The sequence below is a fragment of the Shewanella carassii genome (assembly GCF_002777975.1).
Lineage (GTDB): Bacteria > Pseudomonadota > Gammaproteobacteria > Enterobacterales > Shewanellaceae > Shewanella > Shewanella carassii.
Genome location: NZ_NGVS01000013.1, coordinates 142,119 through 168,464, shown reverse-complemented (window position 1 = coordinate 168,464; position 26,346 = coordinate 142,119). Strand labels below are relative to the sequence as shown.

Sequence of the window (26,346 nt, the reverse complement as noted above, 5' to 3'; positions counted from 1 at the left end):
GACAGGAGTTTGATTGAGGCAATGCCGTATTTGTTTTCCCACATCCTGCCTGATTGATTTGGGCTGTCCCATCGAGACGACTTCACCCAAGCCATGACAGGCTCCGCCGGAGGGAAAACCAACTCCTGTACAAAAAGGCCTTAACCCTAGCCAGTTGCTCTGTGAAGGGCAATCCCTGACAAACAACCTAACCCCCGAGACTGTGGAAAGTGAGCGCTACGCCACATCAAACAGGTTGCAAACTGCGAGCTTCACAAAAATGCCACTGCGGCGGATAAGGCGTTTACCCTCAAAGCCACTGTCGTTAGACTAGCCAAGCCTTGGGCCTTATGGCGAAAAACGTCACATCCCAGTGCCCGGGCAGGACCCCAGTTTCAAGGAAGTAGTATGTCTCAGTTCGACAAGACCCTCAGCGTCAGCCTCAATCCAGAAGATCCCGCTAGCATCGCCCAGGCACTGCAGCAATACCGGCAACACCTGAACGACGGCAGCGCCTTTCGACTCGATGGCTCCTTGCTGTTCAATATCGAGTTCGTCAATCAGCAGCAGCGGCCGCTTAACCGTGACGATGCCGGTGCCAATCGCTCCTTGTTGGAACACGCCCTCGATACTGCCCGCCGGGATCACAGACTCAGCTTTTACACCGAACCGGTACTCTTTGCCGCAGCGCTGAACTTTCCCGAGCTATTGGACGAGCTCAAGGCCACTGCCGAGGCCATGGTGGCCTTCTCCCGCCGCCGCAATGACTCCAGCGATCTCTTTATCGATGACTACAACGTCTTCGGGGTGGAAGCCCTCTACATGCTGGCCAGGCAATATCCCGAACTGAGCCATTATCTGGCCGCCTTTCTGGTGCCGTACTGGAACTTGGAAAGCTTCTACCAACCTGTGTTACTGCTGGGCAAACTGGTGGAGGAGTTCGGCTGGCGCCGCGAACTGATCCACGCCTATCTGCACTGCGATGGCGAACAGAATCGCCGCTGCTTTTTCCAGACCACAGAGGGTGATTCAGTCAACCTCAGCCTACTGGAACATTTTGCCGGGCATCCGGACGATTACCCCTGGTTTAAGGCGCAGCTGCTCAAGCGTCTCGAACAAACGCCACTGCTGGCCTATGCCAATGAACAACCGCTTGAACAAACCCAGCCGATACTGGAGTTCTTCTACAGTCTGGGCGACTGGCCGGTAGAGGCTGACATTGACGACACTGAACTGTGGCGGGATCGGGTCAAGCAGCAATTGATCTTGGGTCGCCGGGTAGAGGATGAAGCGCTTTCCTTGCTGGCGCAGCTGAGCGAGCAGAGCCAACCTCTGGTAATAGTGGCAGAGGCCTGGCGGGAAGACGACCGTCATAGTCTATGGCAAACCGGGGAAGAGCAGGCTCTGGCAGAGGACTATGACTGGGAGCATGATGAGAACGAGCCGGACTCTGACTATGCCGCGCTATTTTATGACCTGGAAGAGCCGGAAGACTATCTCAGGATTGGCGAGCTGGAAGAGCTGGATGCCGAAGTGGGAGAGGAGATGCTTTGCGCGCTGGCCGAACTGCCCAAGAGCCTTGGCGCCTGCGCCTATGCCGCCTATCGCCTGAGCCGCCTGAACTCGCCCCACAGCTTAAGCCCGGAAGCCGACAAGGCCAACGAGGCCGCGGCGCTGCTTCGCTGGCTGGTGCAGCAGCTGCCGTTACAATTTCAGCATCATATCTTCTATGAGGGCGGAGAGTACCAAAAGAAAAGGCGTGAACATCGCCTTCTAAAGAGCTGGCTCACGGATATAGACACCGAGGGCGATGTTGCCAAGATGGCTCAAATTGCCTCTGAGATACTCTATACCAGTAAGGACGGAAAGCGCATTGCACTCTTGTGGTCCAATGCCAATAAAGGATTCCAAAACGGCTTGTTGGCGCTGTATTTCCTGCTCTGCGCCCCGGAGTTCGAAGCGCCGCAGTGGCAGGCCTTAAAAACCCTGGCACAAAGGCATTGGCAGCTATGGCTGACGCTGGATCCGCTGCAACTGATTGAAAAAATTTATTATTGCTGGGCTGACTACGCCTTCTATCCCGCCATTGACGATGAGCATATCGAGGCCGAATTGCGGCAAAACCTGCTCAAGCTGGGTGTCAGCGAGGCGCAGCTCGATGCTCATTGCCTGCTGACAGAACAACAGGTGGCTGCCTATCGCCCGGCCGATAAACGCTTCTGGCAAGGTTATATCACCAGGCTGAAGCAGTTTGCCGAAGCCGACCCAGATGATGACAGCATGATAGGCCGCCGCCTCTGGCAGCAACAGCAGCAGTTGTTGCAAGCGCTGGATTCTGGCCGCGAGCTGCCGAGGCTGAGCTTTTTTGGCCATCTCAAGGCCAACTTCCCCGAGACGCCTTTGCCGCAAGCGTTTTTCGAACTGTTTGATCTTTGCCTGCGGCAAAGCTTCAGCAAATCATTTACCGAAGAGCAGGCGCAAAACCTCTGCCGCCAACTCAAGGCTTATCTGGCATCGGGCGAAGGGCTTGAGCCCTTGACGCCCCAAGCCACGGCCGAGTTGCTGGACTGGGCGCCTTGCCGCTCTGACGACCCCGCCGATGCGGCTGAGCTCAGCGACTTTGTCTGGCTGTTGCCTGAAGCGCAGGGGCGAGCTTTGGCCCTGTTTCTCGCAGGCCTTGGAACCCAAAGCCTGTATTGGCTTCACCGGCCGAGTGTGGAGACGGCCTATGTCAACCACCTCATTGCCGAGGGTGGTCTCTCGATGGCGCAGCGCTGGGAAGATCAAAGCGTAGGACACAAGCGTCACAGCGACTATGACTCAGGGTTAGCCTTTCAGAGTGCCAAGGAAAACTGGGCCCTTGGCTGGCTCGACAGCATAGGCGTAGCGGCGCAAAGCACTGTCTATTTCGCCGTAAGCCAAGGCCGCGCCCCTGCGCCCTTCCTCAAACATTTGGCCGATGAGGGCCGACTGCCGGAGACCTCGCAGCTCTTGACCATAGACGAACGTGTACGCCTGCTGAAGTTACTGGCGCAAGCCGGGGTTGACGCCGAGCTTTTCAGCTCCTTCCTGCAAGACGAGTCTGCCGCGGTCCGGCAACTGGCCAAAGATTTGGCGCAAGGCTCTTAATAGCAGGCATTGATAAAACAGCAGTTGGGAATAACCCAATAAACGAGTAATAACAGGATAACTGCCACGCCCTGACTCATGGCGCGGTCGCCGGTTGTTTAACAGGAAGTGCCACACAGGCAGCGACCGGCAAAAGCGTTAATTTAATATCAAGGAAGCAATATGCCCCAGTTCGACAAAACCCTCAGCATTAGCCTCAAGCCACAAGATCCCGCCAGCATCGCCCTGGCGCTGCAGCAATACCGGCAACACCTGCACGATGGCAGCGCCTTTCGTCTTGAAGGCTCCCTGCTGTTCAATATCGAGTTTGTCAACGAGCAACAGCAGCCACTCAGCAATGACGATGCCGGCGACAACCGCAACTTGCTGGTGCATGCACTCAGCGCCGCTCGAGCGCACCACATCTTTAAATATTGCACTGAAGCCGTGCTGTTTGCCGCAGCGCTGAACTTCCCCGAGCTATTGGACGAGATCAAGGCAACTGCCGAGGCCATGGTGGCCTTCTCCCGCAGTCGTAACGACTTTAGCGATCTCTTTCTCGATGACTACAACGTCTTCGGGGTAGAAGCCCTCTACATGCTGGCCAGGCAATATCCCGAACTGAGTCATTATCTGGCCGCCTTTCTGGTGCCTTACTGGGATTTGGACAGCGGCTACTCACCCGTGGAATTGCTGGGCAAACTGGTAGAAGAGTTCGGCTGGCGCCGCGAACTGATCCACGCCTATCTGCACTGTGATGGCGAACAGAGCCGCCGCTGTTTTTTCCAAACCGCCGAAGGTGATCCTGTCAACCCCAGCCTGCTGGAACACTTTAGCGAGCATGCTGACGATTACGCCTGGTTTAAGGCGCAGCTCCTCAAACGTCTGGAGCAAACCCCGCTGCTGGCCTATGCCGATGAACAAACGCTGGAAGAAACCCAACCAATACTGGAATTCTTCTACAGCCTGGACGACTGGCCGGTAGAAGCGGAACTTGAAGACACTGAGCTGTGGCGGGATCAGGTCAAGCAGCAATTGATCTTGGGGCACAGGGTGGAAGATGAGGCGCTGGCGCTGCAGGATGCGCTCGGCGTTGAGCCCAAGGCACAGGTTGCCGAAGCCTGGCTGATGGACGACAGGTTCGCCCCCTGGCAGCAGGATAAAACCGATACTGGCAGCGCCCAAACAGAGCAGGAAAGTGGCAAGAGCTCCGGGCAAACTCAAGGCAACTGCCCACTACCCAGCTTGGATGAGCTGCCTTTTTTCCTGCTTAGCCATACCTGCAAGCAAAGTGACTTCGCACAGTTGGATGCAGCCATTGCCGATCGTCTGCCGGCGGCACTGGACAAGTTGCCGACCCACTTGGGAGGCGTCGCCTATGCCGCCTATCGGCTCGGCCGCCCCGAGTGCACAGCGGCAGAAACCCAGGCGCTGCTTGGCTGGCTGGAGCAGCATTTCCTCACTGCCTATATGCGTGTCTTCAATCGGCATGGTGGCCGCTTCAATAGCGATAATCCGCAGCATTTGACACTCAAGGCCTGGCTCAGTGAGGCCAAGGAGCAGCAGGATGCTGACACTATGGCCGCCGTTGCCGAATCGCTACTTGGCAAGGATGGGGGAAAACGGGGAAGCCAGATAAGCCAGCGTCAAGCGGCCTACTGGTTGTTTTTCCCGGACGATGGTTTCCAGCGCGGCCTGCTCAGCCTGTTTTTCCTGTTAAATAACCAACTGCCACAGGCTCACACCGAACTGCAGATCCTGGCCCAGCGCCACTGGCAACTGCTTTTGAAACTGGCGCCTATGGTGCTTATCAGCCGCATCAGTCAGTTTTATGCAAACTATGAAGGATATGCCGCCATAGATGATCCGCAGACAGAGCTGAGCCTGCATCAAAAGCTGCTGGCACTGGGAGTCAGCGAGGCGCAGCTGGATGCCCATACTTTGCTGCAAGACAGGCGCATCGCGCGCTATGCCCCGGCCAACGAGCGCTTCTGGCAACGTTACCTGGAGCGATTGGCAAGCTTTGCCGAAGGCGATCCCGAAGATAACAGCATGATAGGCCGCAGCCATTGGCTGGCTCAGCAAAAGCTGTTGGATGCCCTAAACTATTGCGATGAAACGGCCATGCTGGGATTTATTGCCGATCTCAAGGCCTGTTTCCCGGAGCGCCCCTTACCGCAGCAAGCCTTTGAGCTATTTAACCTCAGCCTGCAACGCGGCCTGGAGCAAAAACTCAAACCGGCAGCGGCGAAGACTGTCTATGACAAGTTACAGGCCTATTTGCAAAGCGGCGAAGGCCTGGAAAACCTGACACCACAAGCCTTGAAGCTGCCGGTTCTGCAAGGCTGGGATCCCTACAGCGATTATCGCGGCAAGGTTGGCGTGGCAGACTTTGTCTGGCTGTTGCCAACCGAGATGGGAGAGCGGCTGGCACTGTTTCTCAGCGGTCTTGGGAAGCGAGGGCTGCACTGGTTGGGCTGTCCCAGTGTCAGGGAAGCCTATATCAACCATTTGGTTGCCGAAGGCCATCTGAATATGGCCGAGCGTTGGCAGGATGAAGCGCTTGGGCACTCAAGCATCGGCGATGTCGATGTGAGCCTGCAGCTTGAAGCCGACAAGGAGTTCTGGGCACTACTCTGGTTGGATAGGATAGGTGTGACGCCACAGGCCACTGTGTATTTTGCCATGCACGAAGGGCGGCAACCTGAGTCTTTCATTATCCACTTGGCCAGCCAGCAGCGGCTGCCGGATATGTCCAGGCTGCTGACCGCAGATGAGCGCAAACGCCTGCTGGAAATCATCGCCAAGTTTGATTGTCTGACCGAAGAAAATACAGAGCCATTCAAGCAAGACGAGTCGAGCGTCGTCAAGCGTGTGCTGGGCAAGTTGTTTAATTGAAGAAGCCTCCAGTAGACAAAGAGGCGCTGTCAGCTAATGCGGCAACGCCTCTTTGAAGCTAAGGCTTAAACGGCCTCGATGACCATTGCGAAAATGCTGAAATCAACTGATACGTTCCGCCATAGCGTGCACAGCGTCGAGGCGATTCAATGCCATATCAGCGAAAGTGAACAATCCCTGGAATATTGAGCTAAACAAAAGCCAGTCATCAGGACTGGCTTTTGATAAAGGTGATAGGACCTTAAAACTTATTTGACCAGAGTCAGATGAGCTCGGCGTTTAGGTTTGTCCTCAGAGGCTTGAGAAACCACCTGTTCTTGAGGTTGCTCATCTTCTTCGACAACATTCAACAACGCCTCTTCACCCTCTTCGAGCAGATAGGCATCTTCCATCTCAAATACTGTACCAGCACCGTTTTCACGGGCGTAGATGGCAACGATAGACGCCATAGGCAACAGCACTTGCTGTGGTACACCACCGAAGCGGGCATTGAACTCGACAAACTCGTTGCCAAGCTGCAATCCACCGACAGCACTGCCGGCGACATTCAGTACTATTTGACCATCCTTAACATACTGCAGCGGTACCTTAATATCTGGCACAGTGGCATCCACTACCAGATGTGGAGTCAGCTGATTATCCATCAGCCATTCATAGTAAGCTCTAAGCAGATATGGACGACTTGGGGTCAAATCTTTCATCAGATACCCATGCGCATTTCGCGCTCGGCTTCAGTCAAAGATGCCTTAAAGGATTCACGCTCAAAAATGCGGTTCATATAGGCTTTGATGTCTTTACCCGCGCGGTTATCCAGTTCGATACCCAATACCGGCAAACGCCACAGTAAGGGGCCAAGATAACAATCGACCAAACCAAACTCTTCACTCATGAAGTAAGGCATTTCGGCAAACACAGGTGCAATAGAAAGCAGGCTTTCCAGTAACTCTTTGCGAGCCGCATCGGCACGATCACCCTTACGGATACGATCGACCAAAGCATACCAATCGGTATCGATACGGTGCATCATCAGACGACTTTGGCCACGGGAAACTGGATAAACAGGCATCAGCGGCGGATGCGGGAAGCGTTCGTCCAGATACTCCATAATGATACGGCTTTCGTACAGCACCAACTCACGGTCTACCAGAGTAGGGACTGAGTTGTAGGGGTTGAGCTCCAGCAAATCCTCTGGCATATCATTGGGATCCACCTGCAACACATCAACAGTTACCCCTTTTTCAGCCAATACGATGCGAACCTGATGGCTATAGAGATCATCGGCACCTGAGAACAGGGTCATGATAGAGCGTTTATTGGCAGCAACAGCCATTGATACCCTCCGGAATCTAAAAAAACAAATGTAAACGAGGGGCTATGCCCCCCGTTTACACTATGCGGATAATATATTCTACCCCTTTCTAAGGGTTAGTGTACATCCTTCCAATATTCTTTCTTGAGGAAGTAGGCGATCACAAAGAATATAAACAGGAAGCCGAGCACCCATTTACCCAGGTTTTCGCGCTCCAATTTAACCGGTTCAGCCGAGTAGACCAGGAAGCCGGTAAGGTCACGAACCACCTTATCGTACTCTTCTGCAGACAGGCTGCCACCGCTAACCGTGATGCTGCCATCTTCCTGCTTGACCGGCATTCCCTGCAGTTCTTCAAGCACATGCGGCATACCAACTGACGGGAACACAGTGTTGTTTACGCCGAATGGACGACTTGGATCCTTATAAAATCCCTTGAGGTAGGAATAGACCCAGTCATCACCACGAACACGAGCTACCAGAGTCAGATCTGGAGGCGCGGCACCAAACCACTTGGCCGCATCTTTAGTCTCTATCGCGTTTTCCATCAGCTCGCCGATCTTGGCATCTGTGTGGATCAGCTTACGCATCTCGTCAACAGGGATATCCAGATCTTCAGCAACACGCTGATAGCGCTGATACTGAGTGCTGTGACAACCGGCACAATAGTTTTGGAACAACTCTGCACCGCGACGCAGCGACTCTTTGTCTTGCAACTGTTCAGTCCAATCGATTCCGCTAGGCTCAATCTTTGGACCACTGGCGGCCAGGACTCCGAGGGGCAACAAGGCAACCAAAGCAATCAATAACTTTTTCATTTGAATGTCACCCTTTCTGGTACTGGCTTGGTCTTTTCACTCTTGCTGTAGATGAACAGCAACAGGAAGAAACCGAAGTAAGTGATGGTAAAGATCCGGGCAACAATGGTCAGTGTTGGTGTCGCAGGTACCGCACCCAGGTAACCCAGAACGATAAAGGACACGGCAAACTGAGCAATGTTCAGCTTGTGAATCATGCTACGGTAGCGAACCGACTTAACCTTACAGCGATCCAGCCATGGCAGCACGAAGAGTACCGCGATTGCCAGCCCCATCAGGACGACACCACCCAACTTGTCCGGTACGGCACGCAAGATGGCGTAGAACGGGGTGAAGTACCATACAGGAGCAATATGCTCAGGTGTCTTCATTGGGTTGGCCGCTTCGAAGTTAGGCTTCTCGAGGAAGTAACCGCCACCTTCAGGCATAAAGAACAGCACATAGCAGAAGACAATCAGGAAGCCGGCAACACCCATGATATCTTTTACTGTGTAGTAAGGATGGAATGGAATGCCGTCGACAGGCCAGCCATTTTCATCTTTGTTCTTCTTGATCTCGATACCGTCAGGGTTGTTGGAACCCACTTCGTGTAGAGCAATCAGGTGCAGGAATACCAGTACCACAAGTACCAGAGGCAGCGCGATCACGTGCAGGGCGAAGAAGCGGTTCAGGGTTGCACCTGAAATCACATAGTCACCGCGGATCCACAGAGTCAAATCGTCGCCGATGACGGGGATAGCACCGAACAGTGAGATAATTACCTGAGCGCCCCAGTAGGACATTTGCCCCCATGGCAGCAGATAACCCATAAAGGCTTCGGCCATCAGTACCAGGAAGATCAACATACCGAACAGCCACAGTAGTTCACGAGGCTTTTGGTAAGAGCCATAAATCAAGCCGCGGAACATATGCAGGTAAACCACCACGAAGAAGGCCGATGCCCCGGTGGAATGCATATAGCGCAGCAACCAACCGTATTCCACATCACGCATGATGTATTCGATGGAGGCAAATGCTCCCTCGGCGGTGGGTACATAGTTCATGGTCAGCCAGATACCGGTCAGCAGCTGGTTCACCAGAACCAACAGCGCCAGAGAGCCGAAGAAATACCAGAAGTTAAAATTCTTGGGGGTAGCGTACTGACCGACATGACGGTTATAGGTCGCAGTCATAGGAATACGCGCATCGATCCAGTCAATAATGTTCTTAACCATTATGCAGCTCCCTGATCTACACCGATGAGCACGTTACCCTCATCAATGTATTGATGAGGTGGTATCACCAGGTTCAGTGGAGCGGGTACGCCCTGGAAGACGCGACCGGCCATATCGAACTTGGAACCGTGACATGGACAGAAGAAACCCGAAGTCACACCTTCAACCTGCTCTGCGAAAGAATCCGGCAGATAAGTAGGTGAACAACCCAGGTGAGTACAGATACCTACGGCAATAAAGTACTCAGGCTTAATCGAACGTACGCCATTTTGGGCGTAATCAGGCTGCTGTAATTCTTCAGAAGCCGGGTCCCGCAGTCTGTCATCGTGGGTTGGGAGCTCATTAAGAACTTCCTCGGTACGACGGACAATCCATACTGGTTTGCCACGCCATTCCACACGGATCAGCTGACCTGGTTCTAGCTTACTGATATTTACTTCTACCGGCGCGCCTGCAGCTTTCGCTTTGGCGCTCGGATTCCATGACTTTATAAAGGGAACCGCTACAGCGACGGCACCAGCACCGCCCACTACGGCGGTTGCAGCTGTCAGGAATCTGCGACGTCCGGTATCGACTGGCGCATTGCTCATCCACTTATCTCCCAGAGGGTGTTGGAATTTTTGTTTTTCAAGACCTTAGGCTTATTAGCTATCACTATAAGTAAAAGTCAAACTTTGAGGCGGGGCTCATTATAGCGAAAAATTAGAAGCAGATCATAGTCAAAAGACACAATTTGGTTAGATTGATTACAGATTTTTAGCAGTTTCGGGTTAAAAAAACAGCAACAACCTAGTAAAAAAGCCTGTAACCCGGGAGTAGTTTAATTAAAGCTAAAGCATAACCATTTGACTAATAATAAAATTTATCCCCTTTACACATTAATACCTGTCATTCTGTGATTTTAATCTTAAGCCGAGAAAAAGATAAAAAAAGACCCGGAACCAGTCCGGGCCTTTCGAGCAATACTGTTACTTGCCTTTTTGCTTCATGTATTTGAAGAATTCACTGTCCGGCTCCAACACCATGACGTCAGATTTACCGGCGAAGCTGGCCTTATAGGCTTCCAGACTACGCAGGAAACTGAAGAATTCTGGATCCTTGGTGTAAGCATCGGCGTAGATCTTGGCGGCAATGGCATCGCCTTCACCGCGGATATTTTCCGCTTCGCGACGGGCATTGGCCAGAGTCACCACCACGTTGGCATCGGTCATGGCGCGGATTTTCTCGGCCGCTTCTTTACCTTCTGCCCTGTGTTTCTTGGCTACCGCCTGACGCTCGGCACGCATCCGCTGGAAGATGCTGTGGCTGACGTTGGATGGCAGGTTGATCTGCTTCACCCTGACATCGACCACTTCTATACCCAGACCTTCAGCGCTCTTGGCGGCATTTTCCAGGGTAATACGCATCAGATCATCACGACTGCTGCTCTCAGCCAAGTTTGTGCTACCTTCGCTGGTACCGGAAACAATCTGCTTGATGGTCAGCTTACCGAACTCGGTACGCAGGTCACTGTTGATCTTACGCTGCAACAGTGACTCAGCCTTGGACTTGTTGCCACCTTCTGTTGCCAGATAGTATTTTTCAAAGTCCTTAATTCGCCATTTAACATAAGAGTCGACCATAAGGTCTTTCTTCTCTGAGGTCACAAAGCGGTCGGCAGCGCCGTCCAGAGTCTGGATACGGGCATCCATATAACGGACTTTGTCGATCAGCGGGATCTTGACGTTGAGACCCGGGCCATAGACTCGAGGGACCATCTTGCCGTCAACATTATCTTTCAGTACTTCGCCAAAGCGGGAAACAATGGCGCGCTCGCCTTCGTTGACAACCATCAGCGAAGACACTCCAACAACTGCCAGCAGGGCAATAATAATGAGTACGAATCTGCTCATGGTTTACTCCCTCCCCTGACGCATACGCTCTTCGCGGGACAAGCGCCCGTTGAAACTGCTGTTATCACTGTTTCTTTGGTTGTTAACAGCATCCACATGTTGCTCAGGTTCCGGCGCAGCCTTAGGTTTAGCCTTGTTGTCCTGAGACATCAGCTTATCCAGTGGTAGATACATCAGATTGCCATTATTCTTGGCATCTATCAGCACCTTATTGGTATCGCTGAACACCTGCTGCATCGCATCAATATAGAGGCGTTCACGGGTCACTTCAGGAGCCTGCTTATATTCAGGCAACAACTTGTTGAACTTAGCCACAGCACCTTCAGCATCCTGAATGACACGCTCTTTATATGCGCGGGCATCCTGACTGATACGTTCCACCTGACCACGGGCCTTGGGCTCGATTTCCAACTGATAAGCTTCGGCCTGACGGATATAGGTGTGCTCGTCTTCCTGTGCTGAAATCGCATCATCGAAGGCGTCTTTCACTTCCTCAGGCGGTCTGGCCGGCAGGAAGTTAACGTCTTCAATCTGCAGCCCCAAATTGTAAGGTGCTATGATGCGTTCAATTTCGGCACGGGTGTCGTCACGTACCTTGGCACGCCCTGTGGTCAAGATGTCATTCATCTTTGAATGACCAATGACATAGCGCAGCGCACTGTCGGTGGCTTCACGCAGGCTCGAGTTAGCATCAACGGCACTGAACAGATACTGGTAGGCATCTTTCACCTTGTACTGCACATCGAGCTCGACCACGACCATATTTTCATCCGCGGTCAGCATGCTGCCGGACGCCGGAATAGAGCGCACCGATGCGACATCTACCGGTAAAACCGTATCGATAAAGGTGGCTTTCCAGTGTAGGCCAGGACCAACTTCGCCGACATGTTCACCGAAACGCAGCACAACGCCCTGCTCCGCTTCTTTGATAGTGTAGAAACCGGAAAAACCCCATACCGCCAGGGCAATACCTGCAACTATGGCCAGAGTCCCCATGCTGAAACCCGAGCCACCGTTACCCTTGCCGCCAAAGCGTTTGGCCAAATTGCGAAATACATCGTCCAGATCTGGTGGCCCTTTGTCATTGCCACCTTTGTTTCCCCAAGGATCATTACCCTTGTTACCGGGCTCGTTCCAAGCCATTTAACTCTCCATAAGTGGATGAATAAACGAGATTATTAACAAACTACTTTATCAATCTCGGGTTCGAGGATAAAGGTTTCCAACTCACCTTGACTCTGCTTAACCAGCCGGTGCCAGTCCGGCTGTGGTAAACGAACAGACAAGATACAGTTCCCCAGGTCGTCATACTCTTTCTGCTGTATCGCATCCAGTCGATAAAACTGGCCAAGATAATGCCCGGCTGTTGCCGGTATTCTCAAGCTAAGCTCAACTATGGTAGCAGCAGTCAGCTGATCCACCGCTTGCTTGAGAAGATCCAGTCCCAACCCTTGCTGCGCCGAGATCCATACTCTGTATGGTCGGCCCTCAGGATCGAAATCTATTTTGGGGCCTATCTCTTCCAACAGATCTATCTTGTTACAGACCAGAAGCTGTGGAATTTCATCGGCCTCAATCTCTTTGAGCACTTCTTGTACCTGCTCAAAGTTATCATTCATATTGTCGTCGGCGCAGTCCACCACGTGCAGCAAGAGATCGGCCTGCCGGGTTTCCTGTAAAGTCGCCTTAAACGCCGCCACCAATTCATGGGGCAAATGGCGAATAAAACCTACTGTGTCAGCTAAAAATACCGCACCATTGTCCAACTCCAGCTTACGCAGCGTCGGATCCAGGGTCGCAAACAACTGATCGGCGGCGTACACCTCAGATGTTGTTAACGCATTGAATAGAGTGGACTTACCTGCGTTGGTATAACCCACTAATGACACAGTAGCCAAGTCACTTCGCTGCCTTGCCCTGCGGCTTTGTTCCCGCTGCTTATCCACTTTTTCCAAACGGCGATTGATGGACTTGATCCGCCCCCGCAGTAATCGTCGGTCAGTTTCCAGCTGGGTTTCACCCGGGCCACGCAAACCTATCCCACCCTTCTGGCGTTCAAGGTGAGTCCAGCCCCGCACCAGGCGAGTCGACATGTGGCGCAACTGCGCTAGCTCCACCTGCAACTTGCCTTCATGGGTACGGGCCCGTTGAGCGAAAATATCAAGGATAAGTGTGGTTCTGTCCAACACCCTGCATTGGCACAGGATTTCAAGGTTTCTTTCCTGTGCGGGACTCAATGCGTGGTTGAAAATCACCACATTTGCCTCGGTCGCAGCTACCAAAGCTGCCAGTTCTTCCGCCTTACCCGTCCCCAAGAAAAACTTGCGGTCAGGAGCACGGCGGCTTCCTGTTATCACCCCTACCGAACGCGCCCCGGCCGATTCAACCAAGAGTTGCAACTCGAGAAGGTCTTCCCGACTGTCTTCATCGGAAAAGTCGATATGAACAAGTACGGCAGTTTCTCCCGCTTCATAGCGATCAAACAAGAAGTGAACTCCTTAACTTAATTACTGTTCGCTGCTATCGTCGTGCTGCGAGTTGTAGTTTTGCTGACCGCCACTTTGATGATTGCTCACATTGAAGGGACGAGAAGGCACTACAGTCGAAATAGCGTGCTTGTAAACCATCTGGCTAACCGTGTTTTTCAGCAAGATCACGAACTGGTCAAAAGACTCCACCTGTCCCTGCAACTTGATACCGTTGACCAGGTAGATGGAAACAGGAACGCGCTCACGGCGAAGTGCGTTCAGAAATGGGTCTTGTAAAGATTGCCCCTTAGCCATGTTTTTATTTCCTTTTTTTAATTTATATAGTATCTAACAAAAAGCTTTCTTGTTCGGTTTGAGTATTATACAGCAAGGGCCATTAAGCTAGCGGCAGTGACGTATAAGCTGAACTAAATTCCCTTGCGCCCCGCTCTCCAGCCAATTCAACTCAGGCCATCCTCGCAACCATGTTAATTGACGCTTCGCCAATTGCCTAGTAGCAGCGACGGCTTTTTCGACCATAGTATCATGGTCAAATTCACCCTCCAGATATTGCCAGCACTGGCGATATCCAACACAGCGCATTGAGGGCATATCCAGATACAGATCGCCTCTTTGCTTTAACCTGGCCACCTCGTCGGTAAACCCGGCCTGCAACATCTGCATAAATCTCACTTTAATCAATTCATGCAGTGTCTTACGCTCCTGGGGCGCAATGGCAAATTGCACCACATCATAGGGCAGCTCAGGTGTTTTTGACTGAGTCAGCTCAGTCAAACTCTTACCGCTGATACGGTAAACCTCTAATGCCCGCCCCAAACGTTGCGGGTCATTAGGGTGAATGCGCGCAGCCGCAACCGGGTCAATTCGCGCTAACTCCTGATGCAAAGCTTGCCAACCCAGTTGTTCGGCTTCCTGCTGTATCTGAGCTCTTATCGCCTCGTCGGCGCTGGGAAGTGGCGACAACCCTTCCAATAATGCTTTAAAATACAACATGGTACCACCTACTAACAACGGCGTTTTTCCCATGTTGACGATCTGCTCGATTTCCTGCAAACAATCGCTGCGAAAATCGGCAGCCGAATAACTTTCACTGGGATCGCGGATATCTATCAGCCTGTGTGGCCCTCGTGCCAGTTCTTCCGCGCTGGGCTTAGCCGTGCCTATATCCATTCCCCGATAGATAAGTGCCGAATCTACCGAGATGATCTCGCAGTTGTGATGCTCGGCGAGTTCCAACGCCAACGCTGTTTTTCCTGAGGCGGTCGGCCCCATCAATGTCAGCACTCTTGGCTGTTTCGCCTTACTCACTATGTTCGTCTTCCAACCATTGCCGCCATGGCAGTGCCTTGGCCAGCTGTAAAATTTCTTGCCGAGCCGACTCATCCAGAGCCGAGATCCCCTGCCATATCAATGGTGCCGAAACAAAGCTACTCAAGCTGCTCTGCGCCAGCCAATTTGCCAAGGCCGCTTCTTGGGGTTGCTCGAATCTGAGCCACTGCAGCAGCTCAGGGATCAAACTCGCCAGCTGCGTGTCCCTCAGATATGGGGGCACTTTTTTAATTATCAACTGCGAATGACGAATACTGAGATCCAACCCCAACTGCCGCAGCAGAGTCGCCCTTTCCTCCAGTAACGCCGGCCATTCCGAATCGGCATCTACAGCGACCGGCATCAACAGTGGCTGGCCAGTCAAACCTGTGGGGAGACGGGCAACAATCTCCATATACCTCAATCGCTTGGCTGCGACTTTCACCTTGAGCAGTTTAAGTTGCTCATCTTCGACCAATACCCAATACTCGCCATCGAGCAAAGCTGGCATAGGGTTCAGATCTGCTGCAGAACTCGCTTCATTGACCACACCTGGCGTCGTCAACAAGGCGCCATAACTGCTGATGGCCGACTTGGAGGGAGCCGCGGCTCCCTGACGGGGATTGCCCCCTGAATATGCACCCGATACTTTGCCGTCTAAAGAAGCGCTGTCGCTATATCGGCTTTGATATCCAGCATGACTGCTGCTTGACTCAGGCTCTCGAAAACATGGCTCGGCGCGGCGGCTATCTGTCACTCCCGTTGGCAGGATACTTGGTTCAGCGGCATTTGGCCGAGTTTTAATCGGCGCAGCATAATCTGTTTGGCTTAAATACGGATTAACGTCATCGACCGGCAGTTGCTGTGCTTGCTGCAGGGCAGAGCTCAAAGCCTGCAGAATATAATCGTGCACATATCTGGCCTGATGGAAACGGACCTCATGCTTGGCGGGGTGAACATTGACATCTACTTGATGGGGATCCAGCTCCAGCATCAGCACATAGCCGGGCTGTTCCAACTCGGCCAAACCGGCAAAGGCCTGCCTGACCGCATGATTCACCAAACGGTCTCTAACCAAACGGCCATTGACATAAAAATAGTGAGTATCACAAGGCTCGACTTGCCAAGGAGACTGCAGGTAGCCACTGAGGCGCATGTCGTCGTGCTGACATTCCACCCTCAAAGCCTGCTCGGCAAAAGGACGGCCACAGACCTGAGCCAGACGCTGCAGATATTGGGCTTCATTGTCCGCCGGACGATAGTTGCGCACCTGTTTGCCATTGTGTTTCAACGTCAGGTGAATTTCTGGCCGGGCCAAAGCAATTCTTTTTAGCCACTCATCGATATGAGTAAACTCTGTCTTGTCACTCTTGAGGAAACGTCTGCGCGCCGGAGTATTGAAGAAGAGATCGACCACTTCAATACTGGTGCCCACGGGATGGGCCGCTGGCAGTATCTTAACCCCCATATCCGTGCCTTCGGCATAGGCTAGCCAGGCCTCGGATTGCTCGGCCGTGCGGGATGTCAGGGTCAAGCGGGAAACCGAGCTGATACTGGCCAGCGCCTCGCCTCGAAAACCAAAGCTGAGAATGGCTTCAAGATCGTCCAGCGTATGCACCTTAGAGGTCGCATGACGAGACAGCGCCAGTGCCAGCTCTTCCTTGGCGATACCGGCGCCATTGTCCTGGATCCGGATAAGCTTGGCGCCGCCCTTATCGATTTCGATATCGACCCGGGTTGCACCAGCATCCAGGCTATTCTCCACCAACTCCTTCACGACAGAGGCTGGTCTCTCAACCACTTCGCCTGCCGCAATCTGGTTGGCCAATTGCGGTGGTAATATCTGAATTGCCATGTTTTCCTCAGGCTCTGGGGATAACCAGTTGCTGACCTATGCGCACTACATCCGACTTCAGGTTGTTGGCTTGCTTGATATCGGCCACCGACACCGCATAACGATTGGCGATCACCGACAGAGATTCACCTCTGGCAACCTTGTGTTTAATCACGCCCTTCTTGGCCAACATGGTTCCGGCCGGCGGATTGGCTTCAAAATACTTGAGCACACCTTTATGTATCGCCTTAGCCAGCTTGTCCTGATGGTTGGCATTACTGAGCAATCTCTCTTCCTGTGGGTTGGAGATAAAACCGGTTTCCACCAGAATGGAGGGGATATCAGGCGACTTGAGCACCGCCAGGCTCGCCGACTCGGGCTTATGTTTGTGTAGTTTGGTCACCTTACCCAAACCGGAGAGAATGTCGCTGGCCACTGTGTGACTCATCGCCATGGACCTATCCATCGACATATCCAGCAAGGTCATCGCCAGATACTGTTCATTATCGGTATTTTGAATAATCTCACCGGCACCGCCGAGCAGCTCGGAATGTTTCTCTTTCTGCTCCAGCCAGCGGCCGATTTCGTTATTGGCCCGCCGCATGGAGAGCACCCACACTGAGGCGCCTCTGGGCTGAGGTGAGGTAAAGGCATCGGCGTGAATTGAGATCAGTAGATCGGCCTTACTCTGACGCGCTAATTCCGAGCGACGATTCAAATTCACAAAGTAGTCACCGGTGCGGATCATCACGGCTTTGAACCCGGGAGTCGCGTTGATTTTCTTTTCCACTCGCTTGGCAATCGCCAGTGAGACCTTCTTCTCGTACAAACCGGAAGGGCCGATAGAGCCGGGGTCGTCACCACCATGACCGGCATCGATGGCGATAATCACATTCCGCATTGCCTCTGTGGCTGTCGGAGCGACCCTGGCTTTTGCCGAAGTGCTCTTGTCATCAAGATCCACCACCAAACGGTTGCCATAGGGTGCGGTTGGCGGCAGGGAAAACAGATTGGCCTTCGCAGCCCGCTTGAGATCTATGACCACCCGTAGCGTGCCTTTTTCCGGCGATTGGCTCAAACGCACCCTTTTGACCAGAGGGCTATTATTTTCAACTTTTTCCAGCTTGACGCCATTGCTGCTCTTTTTCAGATCCACCACCAATCTGTCAGGGTTGCTGAGCGTGAAATAGCTGTAGTCTGGCGCCTGGCTTAAATCAAAAACCACCCGGGTAGATTCGGGCGCCGCCCAAATACGCACACCGTCGAGTTTATTGGCCGCCCAAATTGGCGCCGCCATTACCCAACAGGCAATAAAAAAAGTCAGTTTAAATAAGATGTTATTCGTCTTTACCATCGTTTGTTATTTTTCTTAATAGCACCTTTCCTTTGTCGGAACCGGCTTGCAACGACACTTCACGACCAGTATTAGCATACTTGATATGCAGATGTATATCGGCAGCAGGCAAGCACCCCATACCTCTATCGGGCCACTCTATAATACAAAGGCTACGCTCGTTGAAGTAATCCCGGATCCCCATAAACTCCAGCTCTTCAGGATCGCTGAGTCGATAAAGGTCGAAATGATATACTTCGATTCCTTCAAGCTCATAAGGTTCCACGAGTGTATAGGTCGGACTCTTAACCGCACCTTGATGACCCAAGGCCTGGATCAGACCACGGCTGAAAGTCGTTTTGCCGGCGCCAAGCTCACCGGTCAGATAAATGGTCAGCGGCGCACTGATCAAGGCCGCCAGTTGCCGCCCTAAGGCGACAGTTTGAGTCTCATCTGCCAATTGCAGAGTCAAGCTGTGTTCAATAGTCATTTAAGTGTGGATCCACGCCTTACATTGGCCCGTTAAGCTTAGTCAGTGTTTACCAGATGGCGGATCCAGGGCATAAGATCGCTGGCAAGCATGCCTCTCTCCCCCTCACGGGCAGCAAGGTCAGCGGCGCCGCCATGAACTATCACGCCTGCCACAGTCGCGCGGGTGTTGTCCAGTCCCTGAGCCATCAGCGCGCCGATTATACCAGATAACACATCGCCGCACCCACCGCTGGCGAGCCCAGGGTTCCCCACAGGGGCAACAAACAGCTGTTTGCCGTCATAGATGAGGGTGCCGGCGCCCTTGAGTAGTACCACTCCACCATATTGAGCCTGCAGCTTTCTAACCGCTGCAAACCTGTCGGCTTCGACATCAGCAATATCCGTTGCCAGCAACCTGGCGGCTTCCCCCGGATGAGGGGTCAGAACCCTGTTGTCTTGGGCTCGTTTTTCCTGGCTCAAGAGGTTGAGTGCATCGGCATCCAGCACGCAGGGCTTATCGCTCAGACTGACCGCCTTGAACAGATTGTATCCCCAGTCGGCGCGGCCTAGCCCTGGCCCCAACACCAGTACCTGTGCCCAGCCAAGGCGCAGATAAACTTCCATATCCACCAGTTCACAGCCCCAGAACATCAGTTCCGGCCTGTTGGCATTGACCGTGAGTTGATGCTCAGGTCGGCTCACCACAGTGACCAAACCAGCGCCGGCCCTGAGACAGGCTTCACCCGCCAGTCTGACGGCCCCTCCCATGCCATAATCGCCGCCTATGACGGTAACCTTGCCCGATTTGCCCTTGTGACTATCTCTGGGGCGGGCATCGAAAAGCCCCTTGAGGTACTCAGCGCCGACCCTAATCACATCCGATGGTGGCAGGAAGTCACTCAGCCCCAAGTCAGCAAAATGCAACTCGCCGCAACAATGCCTGGCCCTGCCGGTCAGTAGCCCTTGCTTAAGGGCCGCAAAGCAGAGTGTCTGCTCGGCTTCGACTGACGCCCCTAGAGCTGCGCCGGTATCGGCATCTATACCGGAAGGCAAATCCAGGCTAAACACCTTGGACCTTGTCGCATTTATCTGAGCTATCATGTCGGCGGCTTCAGGCCGCACATCGCCCTTGAGGCCGGTCCCCAACAGCCCATCCACTATCCAGTGATATTCGGTTGAGTTTATTTCTGAGACCTGCGCGACTTCTGGCACAGATTGCTGCAACTGCTCCCACGCCTGCTCCCATTCAGTACTGGGCTGACTGGCGGGAAAGATAAACAGGCTGGCGTTGAAACCCGAGTTCAATAACCAGCGTAAACAAACCAAGGCATCGGCGCCATTGTTTCCCTGCCCGGCAATGACCAGCACCCGGCTGCCAGGGGTCAATTTGACAGCCAACGCCTCATAGGCGGCTTTCCCGGCCCGCTCGACCAACTCATAGAGGCTGCCCTGTCCGGCTGCGACCCAGTCCAGTTCAGCCTGGCGCACAGCCTTGGCACTGTATAGTTTTTGAGGCATATCTGACAAATCCTGGGCCATATCGATTCTCCTATCTCTTGACTGACAGATACTAATGACTTGTTAACGCGAAAATCTCACTCGTTCACTGAACTTGTACAATCGCAGAAACGCTCAGAGATAATACGGATGCCCGACACTGAGTCCATCCAAGCATACTTCTGACGCTATGATTACCTGCGCATAAAAACAGCGATGACCGATACCACACTAGCAACAAAGTCAGTGAACATTTATGACTTGAGTCAGAACAAGTTGATAAAAATGAAAAAGCCCGGTCTGGGCCGGGCAGAACTAACGGCAGACCCAAGCAGATCCGCCACATCTGGGAGACGTCAAATGTCGTCCATACGTATGGTACTGTGGACCAGTCGCTGCTGCTGGATCTTCTCGACCCGCACCAAGTCTTCCAAAGCCCCCTTAACCTCGGCCGAAACCGATGAACCGGCGGCCTTTTCCAATAGAGCGATCAAGCGGTTTTCCAGATCCAGGTGCAGATTCAGCACTTCATCTTCTGTCATATTGGCCGCCAGCATGGTGTCACGGCAGCGTTTGCCAAAGTCCTCAAACACAATATCTTTGTACCAGGTATCGAGGATCTTGTTTGGCGCCTCATCGATATAATCTTCGAGGGTTTCAGCGATATGTTTTTGATGTTGTTCAAAATATTCCAACATCAATTTGACCCTAGATGAGTCAGCCTGAGTATGCAATCTGTGATAGAGCTGGGCCATATCAAGACGGCATTTAGCTACAAATTCAAGGAGCTCACGCAACTGTTGTATACGCATCTACCTATCTCCATTTCTGCTGCCGTCAACGGCACAATTCAAATTAGTACAAGGACATTATGTAAGCAAAAATAGTGAGAATATTTGAACAAGGTCATAAATCAGTGTTTGCGGATATCACTACATTAGACAAAACGCAAGAAACCTGCGACAGATCACGAAAAGGCACTTTTAAAGATTTTTTTGGGGGAGAGATAGAGATTGGAGCGACATATCGGGTTCGAACCGATGACCTGTACCTTGGCAAGGTACCGCTCTACCAACTGAGCTAATGTCGCATCACTTAAGTCCACATTTAAAGACAGTGGGCGTCTGGAATTTGGAGCGACATATCGGGTTCGAACCGATGACCTGTACCTTGGCAAGGTACCGCTCTACCAACTGAGCTAATGTCGCATCACTTATCTGCTTCATCATCCGAGTCAATAATCGACAAAGGTACCGACCTTCTGTCTTATCAACTGAGCTAATGTCACATCACTTAAGTCCACATTTAAAGACCGTGGGCGTCTGGAATTTGGAGCGACATATCGGGTTCGAACCGATGACCTGTACCTTGGCAAGGTACCGCTCTACCAACTGAGCTAATGTCGCATCGCTTGTTTGCTTCATCATCTGCGTTGACAATCAACAAAGGTACCGACCTTCTGTTTTATCAACTGAGCTAATGTCGCATCACTTAAGTCCACATTTAAAGACCGTGGGCGTCTGGAATTTGGAGCGACATATCGGGTTCGAACCGATGACCTGTACCTTGGCAAGGTACCGCTCTACCAACTGAGCTAATGTCGCATCGCTTGTTTGCTTCATCATCTGCGTTGACAATCAACAAAGGTACCGACCTTCTGTTTTATCAACTGAGCTAATGTCGCATAACTTAAGTCCACATTTAAAGACAGTGGGTGTCTGGAATTTGGAGCGACATATCGGGTTCGAACCGATGACCTGTACCTTGGCAAGGTACCGCTCTACCAACTGAGCTAATGTCGCATCGCTTGTTTGCTTCATCATCTGCGTTGACAATCAACAAAGGTACCGACCTTCTGTTTTATCAACTGAGCTAATGTCGCATAACTTAAGTCCACATTTAAAGACAGTGGGTGTCTGGAATTTGGAGCGACATATCGGGTTCGAACCGATGACCTGTACCTTGGCAAGGTACCGCTCTACCAACTGAGCTAATGTCGCATCGCTTGTTTGCTTCATCATCTGCGTTGACAATCAACAAAGGTACCGACCTTCTGTTTTATCAACTGAGCTAATGTCGCATAACTTAAGTCCACATTTAAAGACAGTGGGTGTCTGGAATTTGGAGCGACATATCGGGTTCGAACCGATGACCTGTACCTTGGCAAGGTACCGCTCTACCAACTGAGCTAATGTCGCATCGCTTGTTTGCTTCATCATCTGCGTTGACAATCAACAAAGGTACCGACCTTCTGTTTTATCAACTGAGCTAATGTCGCATAACTTAAGTCCACATTTAAAGACAGTGGGTGTCTGGAATTTGGAGCGACATATCGGGTTCGAACCGATGACCTGTACCTTGGCAAGGTACCGCTCTACCAACTGAGCTAATGTCGCATCACTTAAGTCCACATTTAAAGACAGTGGGTGTCTGGAATTTGGAGCGACATATCGGGTTCGAACCGATGACCTGTACCTTGGCAAGGTACCGCTCTACCAACTGAGCTAATGTCGCATCAAACTGTAAACTCTTACCACTTTACCTACTCACACTGGTTACCACCAGCGGAAAGGTGAGGCCGCATTATATGGAAATTTCCATCTGCTGCAACCCCCTGAAACAGATTTATCGTCCGATCGCTCAAATTTTAAATACTCGCTCACGGTAGAACTTCAGTTCGGCGATCGACTCCTGAATATCCATCAATGCCTGATGAGTATTTTGCTTTTTGAAATCCTTCATGATTTCCGGCTGCCAACGCTTAGTCAGTTCCTTCACCGTACTGACATCGATATTGCGGTAATGGAAGTACTCTTCCAGTTCACGCATATACTTGTTCAGAAAGCGTCTGTCCTGGCCGACACTATTGCCACACATGGGAGACACACCTTTAGGCACGTACTGGCTCAAAAAAGCTATGGTCTCGGCTATGGCGTCAGCCTCTGTGTGTTTGGAGGCCTTCACCCGCTCAATTAGCCCGGAAGCGCCGTGATGCTGTTGATTCCAATCATCCATGGCAGCCAACACTTCATCGCTCTGATGAATGGCTATCACTGGCCCTTCACCGATAATGTTCAGCTCCTTGTCTGTTACCAAGGTCGCTATTTCCAATACCCTATCGGTTTCAGGCTCCAGCCCGGACATCTCGAGATCGATCCAAATCAGGTTATTTTCATCCGCAACCATAGCTCAGCCCACCGTTCCAGTTCGCCTAAATTCAGGCTTTTTTATTTAAGACCGTGTATCATACTGCTTTTTGCCAAGACACAAAATCACCTTATACCGCGAAGAGCTGCCTGTGAGTAAAAAGAAACCATTGAGCCATGGCCAACTGCGCCGTATGAAAGCCAATCATCAGAAGCGTCTGCAACGTGGGAAAAACGCTGCTGAGACTGCCCCTGAAATACAGGATAGCTCACTCGGCCCCGAGCTGGAGGCCACGGTTATTTCCCGTTTCGGCCAGCATGCCGATATTGAAACCCATGATGGCCAACTGGTTCGTTGTAATCTTCGCCGCACCATAGGCAGCCTGGTTACCGGCGATAAAGTAGTGGTACGTCTGGCGACCGATCCGCAAACTACCGTCGCCGGTGTGGTTGAAGCCGTTCACCCGCGCAGCTCGTCACTGACCCGACCCGACCTCTATGATGGCGTTAAAGTCATTGCCGCCAATATAGATCAAATTTTCATAGTGTCATCTGTGCTGCCGAGCTTTACCACCCAGATTATTGACCGCTATCTGGTGGCGGCTGAAGACACTGAGATCCCGCCGGTGATCATTCTCAACAAGGTCGACTTGTTGGATGAGACTCAGGCCATTGAAGTGGAAACCGCCCTGGCCCGTTACCGTGCTATCGGCTACCCCGTCTATAAAGTCAGCAGTAAAACTGCTGAAGGGCTAGAGCAACTGAAAACCCTGTTGCAAGGAAAAACCAGTGTATTTGCCGGGCAATCCGGAGTAGGTAAATCTTCAATTATCAATGCCCTGCTGCCACAGGCGCAGTTGCAAACCGGAGAAGTCTCGGAAAACTCAGGCCTGGGTCAACACACTACCACCACGGCCAAACTGGTTCACCTGCCTAGCGGCGGCGATCTGATTGATTCCCCCGGGGTTCGTGAATTTGCCCTCTGGCACTTGCCTGCCGACCGTGTCGGCTGGTGCTTCGTGGAGTTCCGGGATTTTCTCGGCGGCTGTAAATTCCGCGACTGCAAACATCTGGACGATCCCGGCTGCGCATTGCGTAAAGCGGTAGAGGAAGGCAAAATTGCCGAAGACAGATTCAACAATTATCACAGAATTATCACCAGTCTGGATGAACAGCGTCACGCCCGCCACTTCCGCGCCGGCATGGACGACATTTAAGCTGGTAAAGCCCATTTGAAGGAAGCAAAAATTGGATAAAGTGAAGATTGCACTGCAGTACATGCTGCCCAAACACCTGTTGTCCCGCCTGGTCGGGAAACTGGCAGCGGCCGAAGCCGGCAAGCTGACCACCTGGGCTATTCGCTGGTTTATCAAACAGTACAAGATAGATATGTCAGAAGCGGCCCAAAGCGAGCCTGAAGCTTACAAGAGCTTCAACGCTTTTTTCACCCGCGCCCTGAAAGACGGCGCACGCCCTCTGTGTCAGGACCCTGAATATATAGTGCACCCGGTCGATGGCGCCGTGAGTCAGTGTGGCCCCATTGAAGACGGCCGCATTTTTCAGGCCAAAGGCCATCACTATTCGGCTCTGACCCTGCTGGGTAATCAGGCCAAAGATGCCGAACGCTTCGAAGACGGTGACTTTGCCACCATCTACCTGGCTCCCAAGGACTATCACAGAATCCATATGCCCATCAAAGGCACGCTGTCGAAAATGACCTATGTGCCCGGCGAACTCTTCTCAGTCAACCCGTTGACCGCCCGCAATGTACCCGGACTGTTTGCCCGTAACGAGCGAGTGGTCGCCATATTCGAAACCGAAATTGGTCCCCTGGCCATGGTATTGGTTGGCGCCACCATAGTGGCCAGCATAGAAACCGTTTGGGCCGGCACTGTCACGCCGCCGACAGGCAAGCGCGTGTTTACCTGGGAATACCCTACCACAGGGCCGGATGCCATCACATTGGAGAAAGGTGCCGAGATGGGCCGCTTCAAATTGGGCAGTACCGTGGTCATGCTGTTTGCCAAGGACGCCCTGGATGAATTTGCCGATGGTGTTGAGCCAGGTGCCGTAACCCGTATGGGTGCACCTTTTGCCCAAATAGAGGACTGAACTTGTCTGCCAAGGGGCAAGCACGTACAGGCCTGACAGAACTGCATCTGGCGGTACTCCTATTCGGAGGAACCGCCCTGTTCTCCCGGCTTATCCCCTTGAGCGCCCTCGATATCACTCTGCTGCGCTGCATTATCGCCGCCATCGTTCTGGCGCTGCTGGTTAAACTAAGCCGTCAACGCCTGCGCTTGCTGCGCGGCAAAGATTACCTTGTTGCCCTGTTGCTTGGGGTGATTGTCAGCCTCCATTGGGTGACCTACTTTGCGGCGATGCAACTCTCCTCTGTCGCCATCGGCATGATAGCCTTTTTCACCTATCCCGTGATGACAGTGCTGGTCGAACCCTGGTTTACCGGCAGTCGCTTACACCTTAGAGATCTTGTCAGCGGTTTGGCCGTGCTGCTAGGAGTGATTCTGCTGATCCCCGAGCCGTCATTGGGCAACGACGTTACCCTTGGGATCCTGGTCGGCGTTGTTTCCGCCATCTTGTTCACCGCCCGCAACCTGTTGCACAAACGCCACTTCACCGCCTACAGCGGCCAGCAGGCGATGTTTTACCAAACCGCGGTGGCGGTGCTGGTGTTGGCCCCTTGGCACAGTCTTGATGCCGGAGACATTAGCAACCAAACCTGGGGATTGCTGCTGCTTTTGGGAGTCGTCTTTACCGCGGCGCCCCATGCCTTGTTTACCTCGGCACTCAGATACTTGAGCGCCAAAACTGTCGGTTTAGTCTCCTGCTTACAACCCTTCTATGGCGCCATGCTCGCCTGGTTACTGCTGGATGAGTCGCTGACGCTAACAACCGCTATCGGCGGTACTCTGGTGGTGGCAACCGCCTTGTTTGAAACATCACAGAGTCACAAATCACAAGCCCCGAAAAAGAACCTTGGCTGACATATCAAAACCCGCTTAACTTAGCTAATATGAGCTGTCGATTCA

At 52.4% G+C, this 26,346-nt stretch carries 21 protein-coding genes and 9 tRNA genes; 5 read left to right on the top strand and 25 right to left on the bottom strand.

Translation table 11 applies throughout. The features are described 5' to 3' along the window. Nucleotides 1–387 precede the first annotated feature (387 nt). Both CBE72_RS08285 and CBE72_RS08280 read left to right on the top strand, forming a co-directional pair. Complete coding sequence (locus CBE72_RS08285; RefSeq protein ID WP_100143127.1) at nt 388–3,108, top strand: hypothetical protein; 2,721 nt, start codon at nt 388–390, stop codon at nt 3,106–3,108. Between the two features lie 162 nt (nt 3,109–3,270). After that, nucleotides 3,271–5,985, top strand: coding sequence for a hypothetical protein (locus CBE72_RS08280; RefSeq protein ID WP_100143126.1), 2,715 nt, complete (start codon nt 3,271–3,273; stop codon nt 5,983–5,985). A gap of 248 nt (nt 5,986–6,233) precedes the next feature. Here the strand turns inward: CBE72_RS08280 and CBE72_RS08275 are convergent, their stop codons facing one another. The 25 genes from CBE72_RS08275 to orn form a co-directional block, all read right to left on the bottom strand. Next, nucleotides 6,234–6,686, bottom strand: coding sequence for a ClpXP protease specificity-enhancing factor (locus tag CBE72_RS08275; protein WP_100143125.1), 453 nt, complete (start codon nt 6,684–6,686; stop codon nt 6,234–6,236). Further along, nucleotides 6,686–7,315, bottom strand: coding sequence for a stringent starvation protein SspA (gene sspA, locus CBE72_RS08270; protein ID WP_100143124.1), 630 nt, complete (start codon nt 7,313–7,315; stop codon nt 6,686–6,688). The genes CBE72_RS08275 and sspA overlap by 1 nt, the downstream gene beginning before the upstream one ends. Before the next feature lie 95 nt (nt 7,316–7,410). Further along, nucleotides 7,411–8,112, bottom strand: a complete 702-nt coding sequence (locus tag CBE72_RS08265) for a cytochrome c1 (protein WP_100143123.1) — start codon at nt 8,110–8,112, stop codon at nt 7,411–7,413. After that, the gene (locus CBE72_RS08260; protein ID WP_100143122.1) at nt 8,109–9,326 is read right to left on the bottom strand and encodes a cytochrome b; all 1,218 of its coding nucleotides are present in this window, start codon (nt 9,324–9,326) and stop codon (nt 8,109–8,111) included. The genes CBE72_RS08265 and CBE72_RS08260 overlap by 4 nt, the downstream gene beginning before the upstream one ends. Further along, nucleotides 9,326–9,916 (bottom strand): ubiquinol-cytochrome c reductase iron-sulfur subunit, encoded by a 591-nt coding sequence (gene petA, locus CBE72_RS08255; protein ID WP_100143121.1) that lies wholly within the window; start codon nt 9,914–9,916, stop codon nt 9,326–9,328. The genes CBE72_RS08260 and petA overlap by 1 nt, the downstream gene beginning before the upstream one ends. A gap of 378 nt (nt 9,917–10,294) precedes the next feature. Then, nucleotides 10,295–11,218, bottom strand: coding sequence for a protease modulator HflC (gene hflC / locus CBE72_RS08250; protein WP_100143120.1), 924 nt, complete (start codon nt 11,216–11,218; stop codon nt 10,295–10,297). A gap of 3 nt (nt 11,219–11,221) precedes the next feature. Then, entirely contained in the window at nt 11,222–12,361 is a 1,140-nt protein-coding gene (hflK, locus tag CBE72_RS08245; RefSeq protein WP_100143119.1) for an FtsH protease activity modulator HflK, read from the bottom strand. Between the two features lie 35 nt (nt 12,362–12,396). Continuing rightward, a complete protein-coding gene (hflX, locus tag CBE72_RS08240; protein WP_100143118.1) occupies nt 12,397–13,704 on the bottom strand; it encodes a ribosome rescue GTPase HflX in 1,308 nt (435 codons plus the stop codon). Nucleotides 13,705–13,725: 21 nt separating this feature from the next. Continuing rightward, a complete protein-coding gene (gene hfq / locus CBE72_RS08235) occupies nt 13,726–14,001 on the bottom strand; it encodes an RNA chaperone Hfq (protein ID WP_100143117.1) in 276 nt (91 codons plus the stop codon). An 87-nt stretch (nt 14,002–14,088) separates the two neighbouring features. Beyond that, nucleotides 14,089–15,015 carry a tRNA (adenosine(37)-N6)-dimethylallyltransferase MiaA gene (gene miaA / locus CBE72_RS08230; protein WP_100143116.1) on the bottom strand — a complete coding sequence of 309 codons (927 nt, stop codon included), beginning with the start codon at nt 15,013–15,015 and terminating at the stop codon, nt 14,089–14,091. Next, a complete protein-coding gene (gene mutL / locus CBE72_RS08225) occupies nt 15,008–16,870 on the bottom strand; it encodes a DNA mismatch repair endonuclease MutL (protein WP_100143115.1) in 1,863 nt (620 codons plus the stop codon). The genes miaA and mutL overlap by 8 nt, the downstream gene beginning before the upstream one ends. 7 nt (nt 16,871–16,877) lie before the next feature. Next, on the bottom strand, nt 16,878–18,203 hold the full coding sequence (locus CBE72_RS08220) for an N-acetylmuramoyl-L-alanine amidase (protein ID WP_100143114.1): 1,326 nt from the start codon (nt 18,201–18,203) through the stop codon (nt 16,878–16,880). After that, a complete protein-coding gene (gene tsaE, locus CBE72_RS08215) occupies nt 18,187–18,672 on the bottom strand; it encodes a tRNA (adenosine(37)-N6)-threonylcarbamoyltransferase complex ATPase subunit type 1 TsaE (RefSeq protein ID WP_100143113.1) in 486 nt (161 codons plus the stop codon). Before tsaE ends, CBE72_RS08220 begins: the two co-directional genes overlap by 17 nt. Nucleotides 18,673–18,710: 38 nt before the next feature. After that, a complete protein-coding gene (locus CBE72_RS08210) occupies nt 18,711–20,192 on the bottom strand; it encodes an NAD(P)H-hydrate dehydratase (RefSeq protein WP_100143112.1) in 1,482 nt (493 codons plus the stop codon). A 314-nt stretch (nt 20,193–20,506) separates the two neighbouring features. After that, on the bottom strand, nt 20,507–20,962 hold the full coding sequence (locus CBE72_RS08205; protein WP_100143111.1) for a ferritin family protein: 456 nt from the start codon (nt 20,960–20,962) through the stop codon (nt 20,507–20,509). Between the two features lie 202 nt (nt 20,963–21,164). Next, a tRNA-Gly gene (locus tag CBE72_RS08200) sits at nt 21,165–21,240 on the bottom strand. Between the two features lie 42 nt (nt 21,241–21,282). Next, nucleotides 21,283–21,358, bottom strand: a tRNA-Gly gene (locus tag CBE72_RS08195). A gap of 122 nt (nt 21,359–21,480) precedes the next feature. Continuing rightward, a tRNA-Gly gene (locus tag CBE72_RS08190) sits at nt 21,481–21,556 on the bottom strand. 122 nt (nt 21,557–21,678) lie between these two features. Further along, nucleotides 21,679–21,754: transfer RNA gene (locus tag CBE72_RS08185), tRNA-Gly, on the bottom strand. 122 nt (nt 21,755–21,876) lie between these two features. Further along, nucleotides 21,877–21,952 (bottom strand) — tRNA-Gly (locus CBE72_RS08180). Nucleotides 21,953–22,074: 122 nt separating this feature from the next. Then, a tRNA-Gly gene (locus tag CBE72_RS08175) sits at nt 22,075–22,150 on the bottom strand. A gap of 122 nt (nt 22,151–22,272) precedes the next feature. Next, nucleotides 22,273–22,348: transfer RNA gene (locus CBE72_RS08170), tRNA-Gly, on the bottom strand. A gap of 122 nt (nt 22,349–22,470) precedes the next feature. After that, a tRNA-Gly gene (locus CBE72_RS08165) sits at nt 22,471–22,546 on the bottom strand. Between the two features lie 42 nt (nt 22,547–22,588). Beyond that, nucleotides 22,589–22,664, bottom strand: a tRNA-Gly gene (locus CBE72_RS08160). Nucleotides 22,665–22,790: 126 nt separating this feature from the next. Further along, nucleotides 22,791–23,336, bottom strand: a complete 546-nt coding sequence (gene orn, locus CBE72_RS08155) for an oligoribonuclease (RefSeq protein WP_100143110.1) — start codon at nt 23,334–23,336, stop codon at nt 22,791–22,793. A gap of 112 nt (nt 23,337–23,448) precedes the next feature. Between orn and rsgA the strand changes: the two genes are divergently transcribed. The 3 genes from rsgA to CBE72_RS08140 are packed head-to-tail and all read left to right on the top strand — an operon-like array spanning nt 23,449 to nt 26,301. Continuing rightward, a complete protein-coding gene (gene rsgA, locus CBE72_RS08150; RefSeq protein ID WP_100143109.1) occupies nt 23,449–24,513 on the top strand; it encodes a small ribosomal subunit biogenesis GTPase RsgA in 1,065 nt (354 codons plus the stop codon). Nucleotides 24,514–24,544: 31 nt separating this feature from the next. Next, on the top strand, nt 24,545–25,408 hold the full coding sequence (asd, locus tag CBE72_RS08145) for an archaetidylserine decarboxylase (protein ID WP_100143108.1): 864 nt from the start codon (nt 24,545–24,547) through the stop codon (nt 25,406–25,408). 2 nt (nt 25,409–25,410) lie between these two features. Next, on the top strand, nt 25,411–26,301 hold the full coding sequence (locus CBE72_RS08140; RefSeq protein WP_373289227.1) for a DMT family transporter: 891 nt from the start codon (nt 25,411–25,413) through the stop codon (nt 26,299–26,301). The last annotated feature ends 45 nt before the right edge of the window (nt 26,302–26,346 follow it).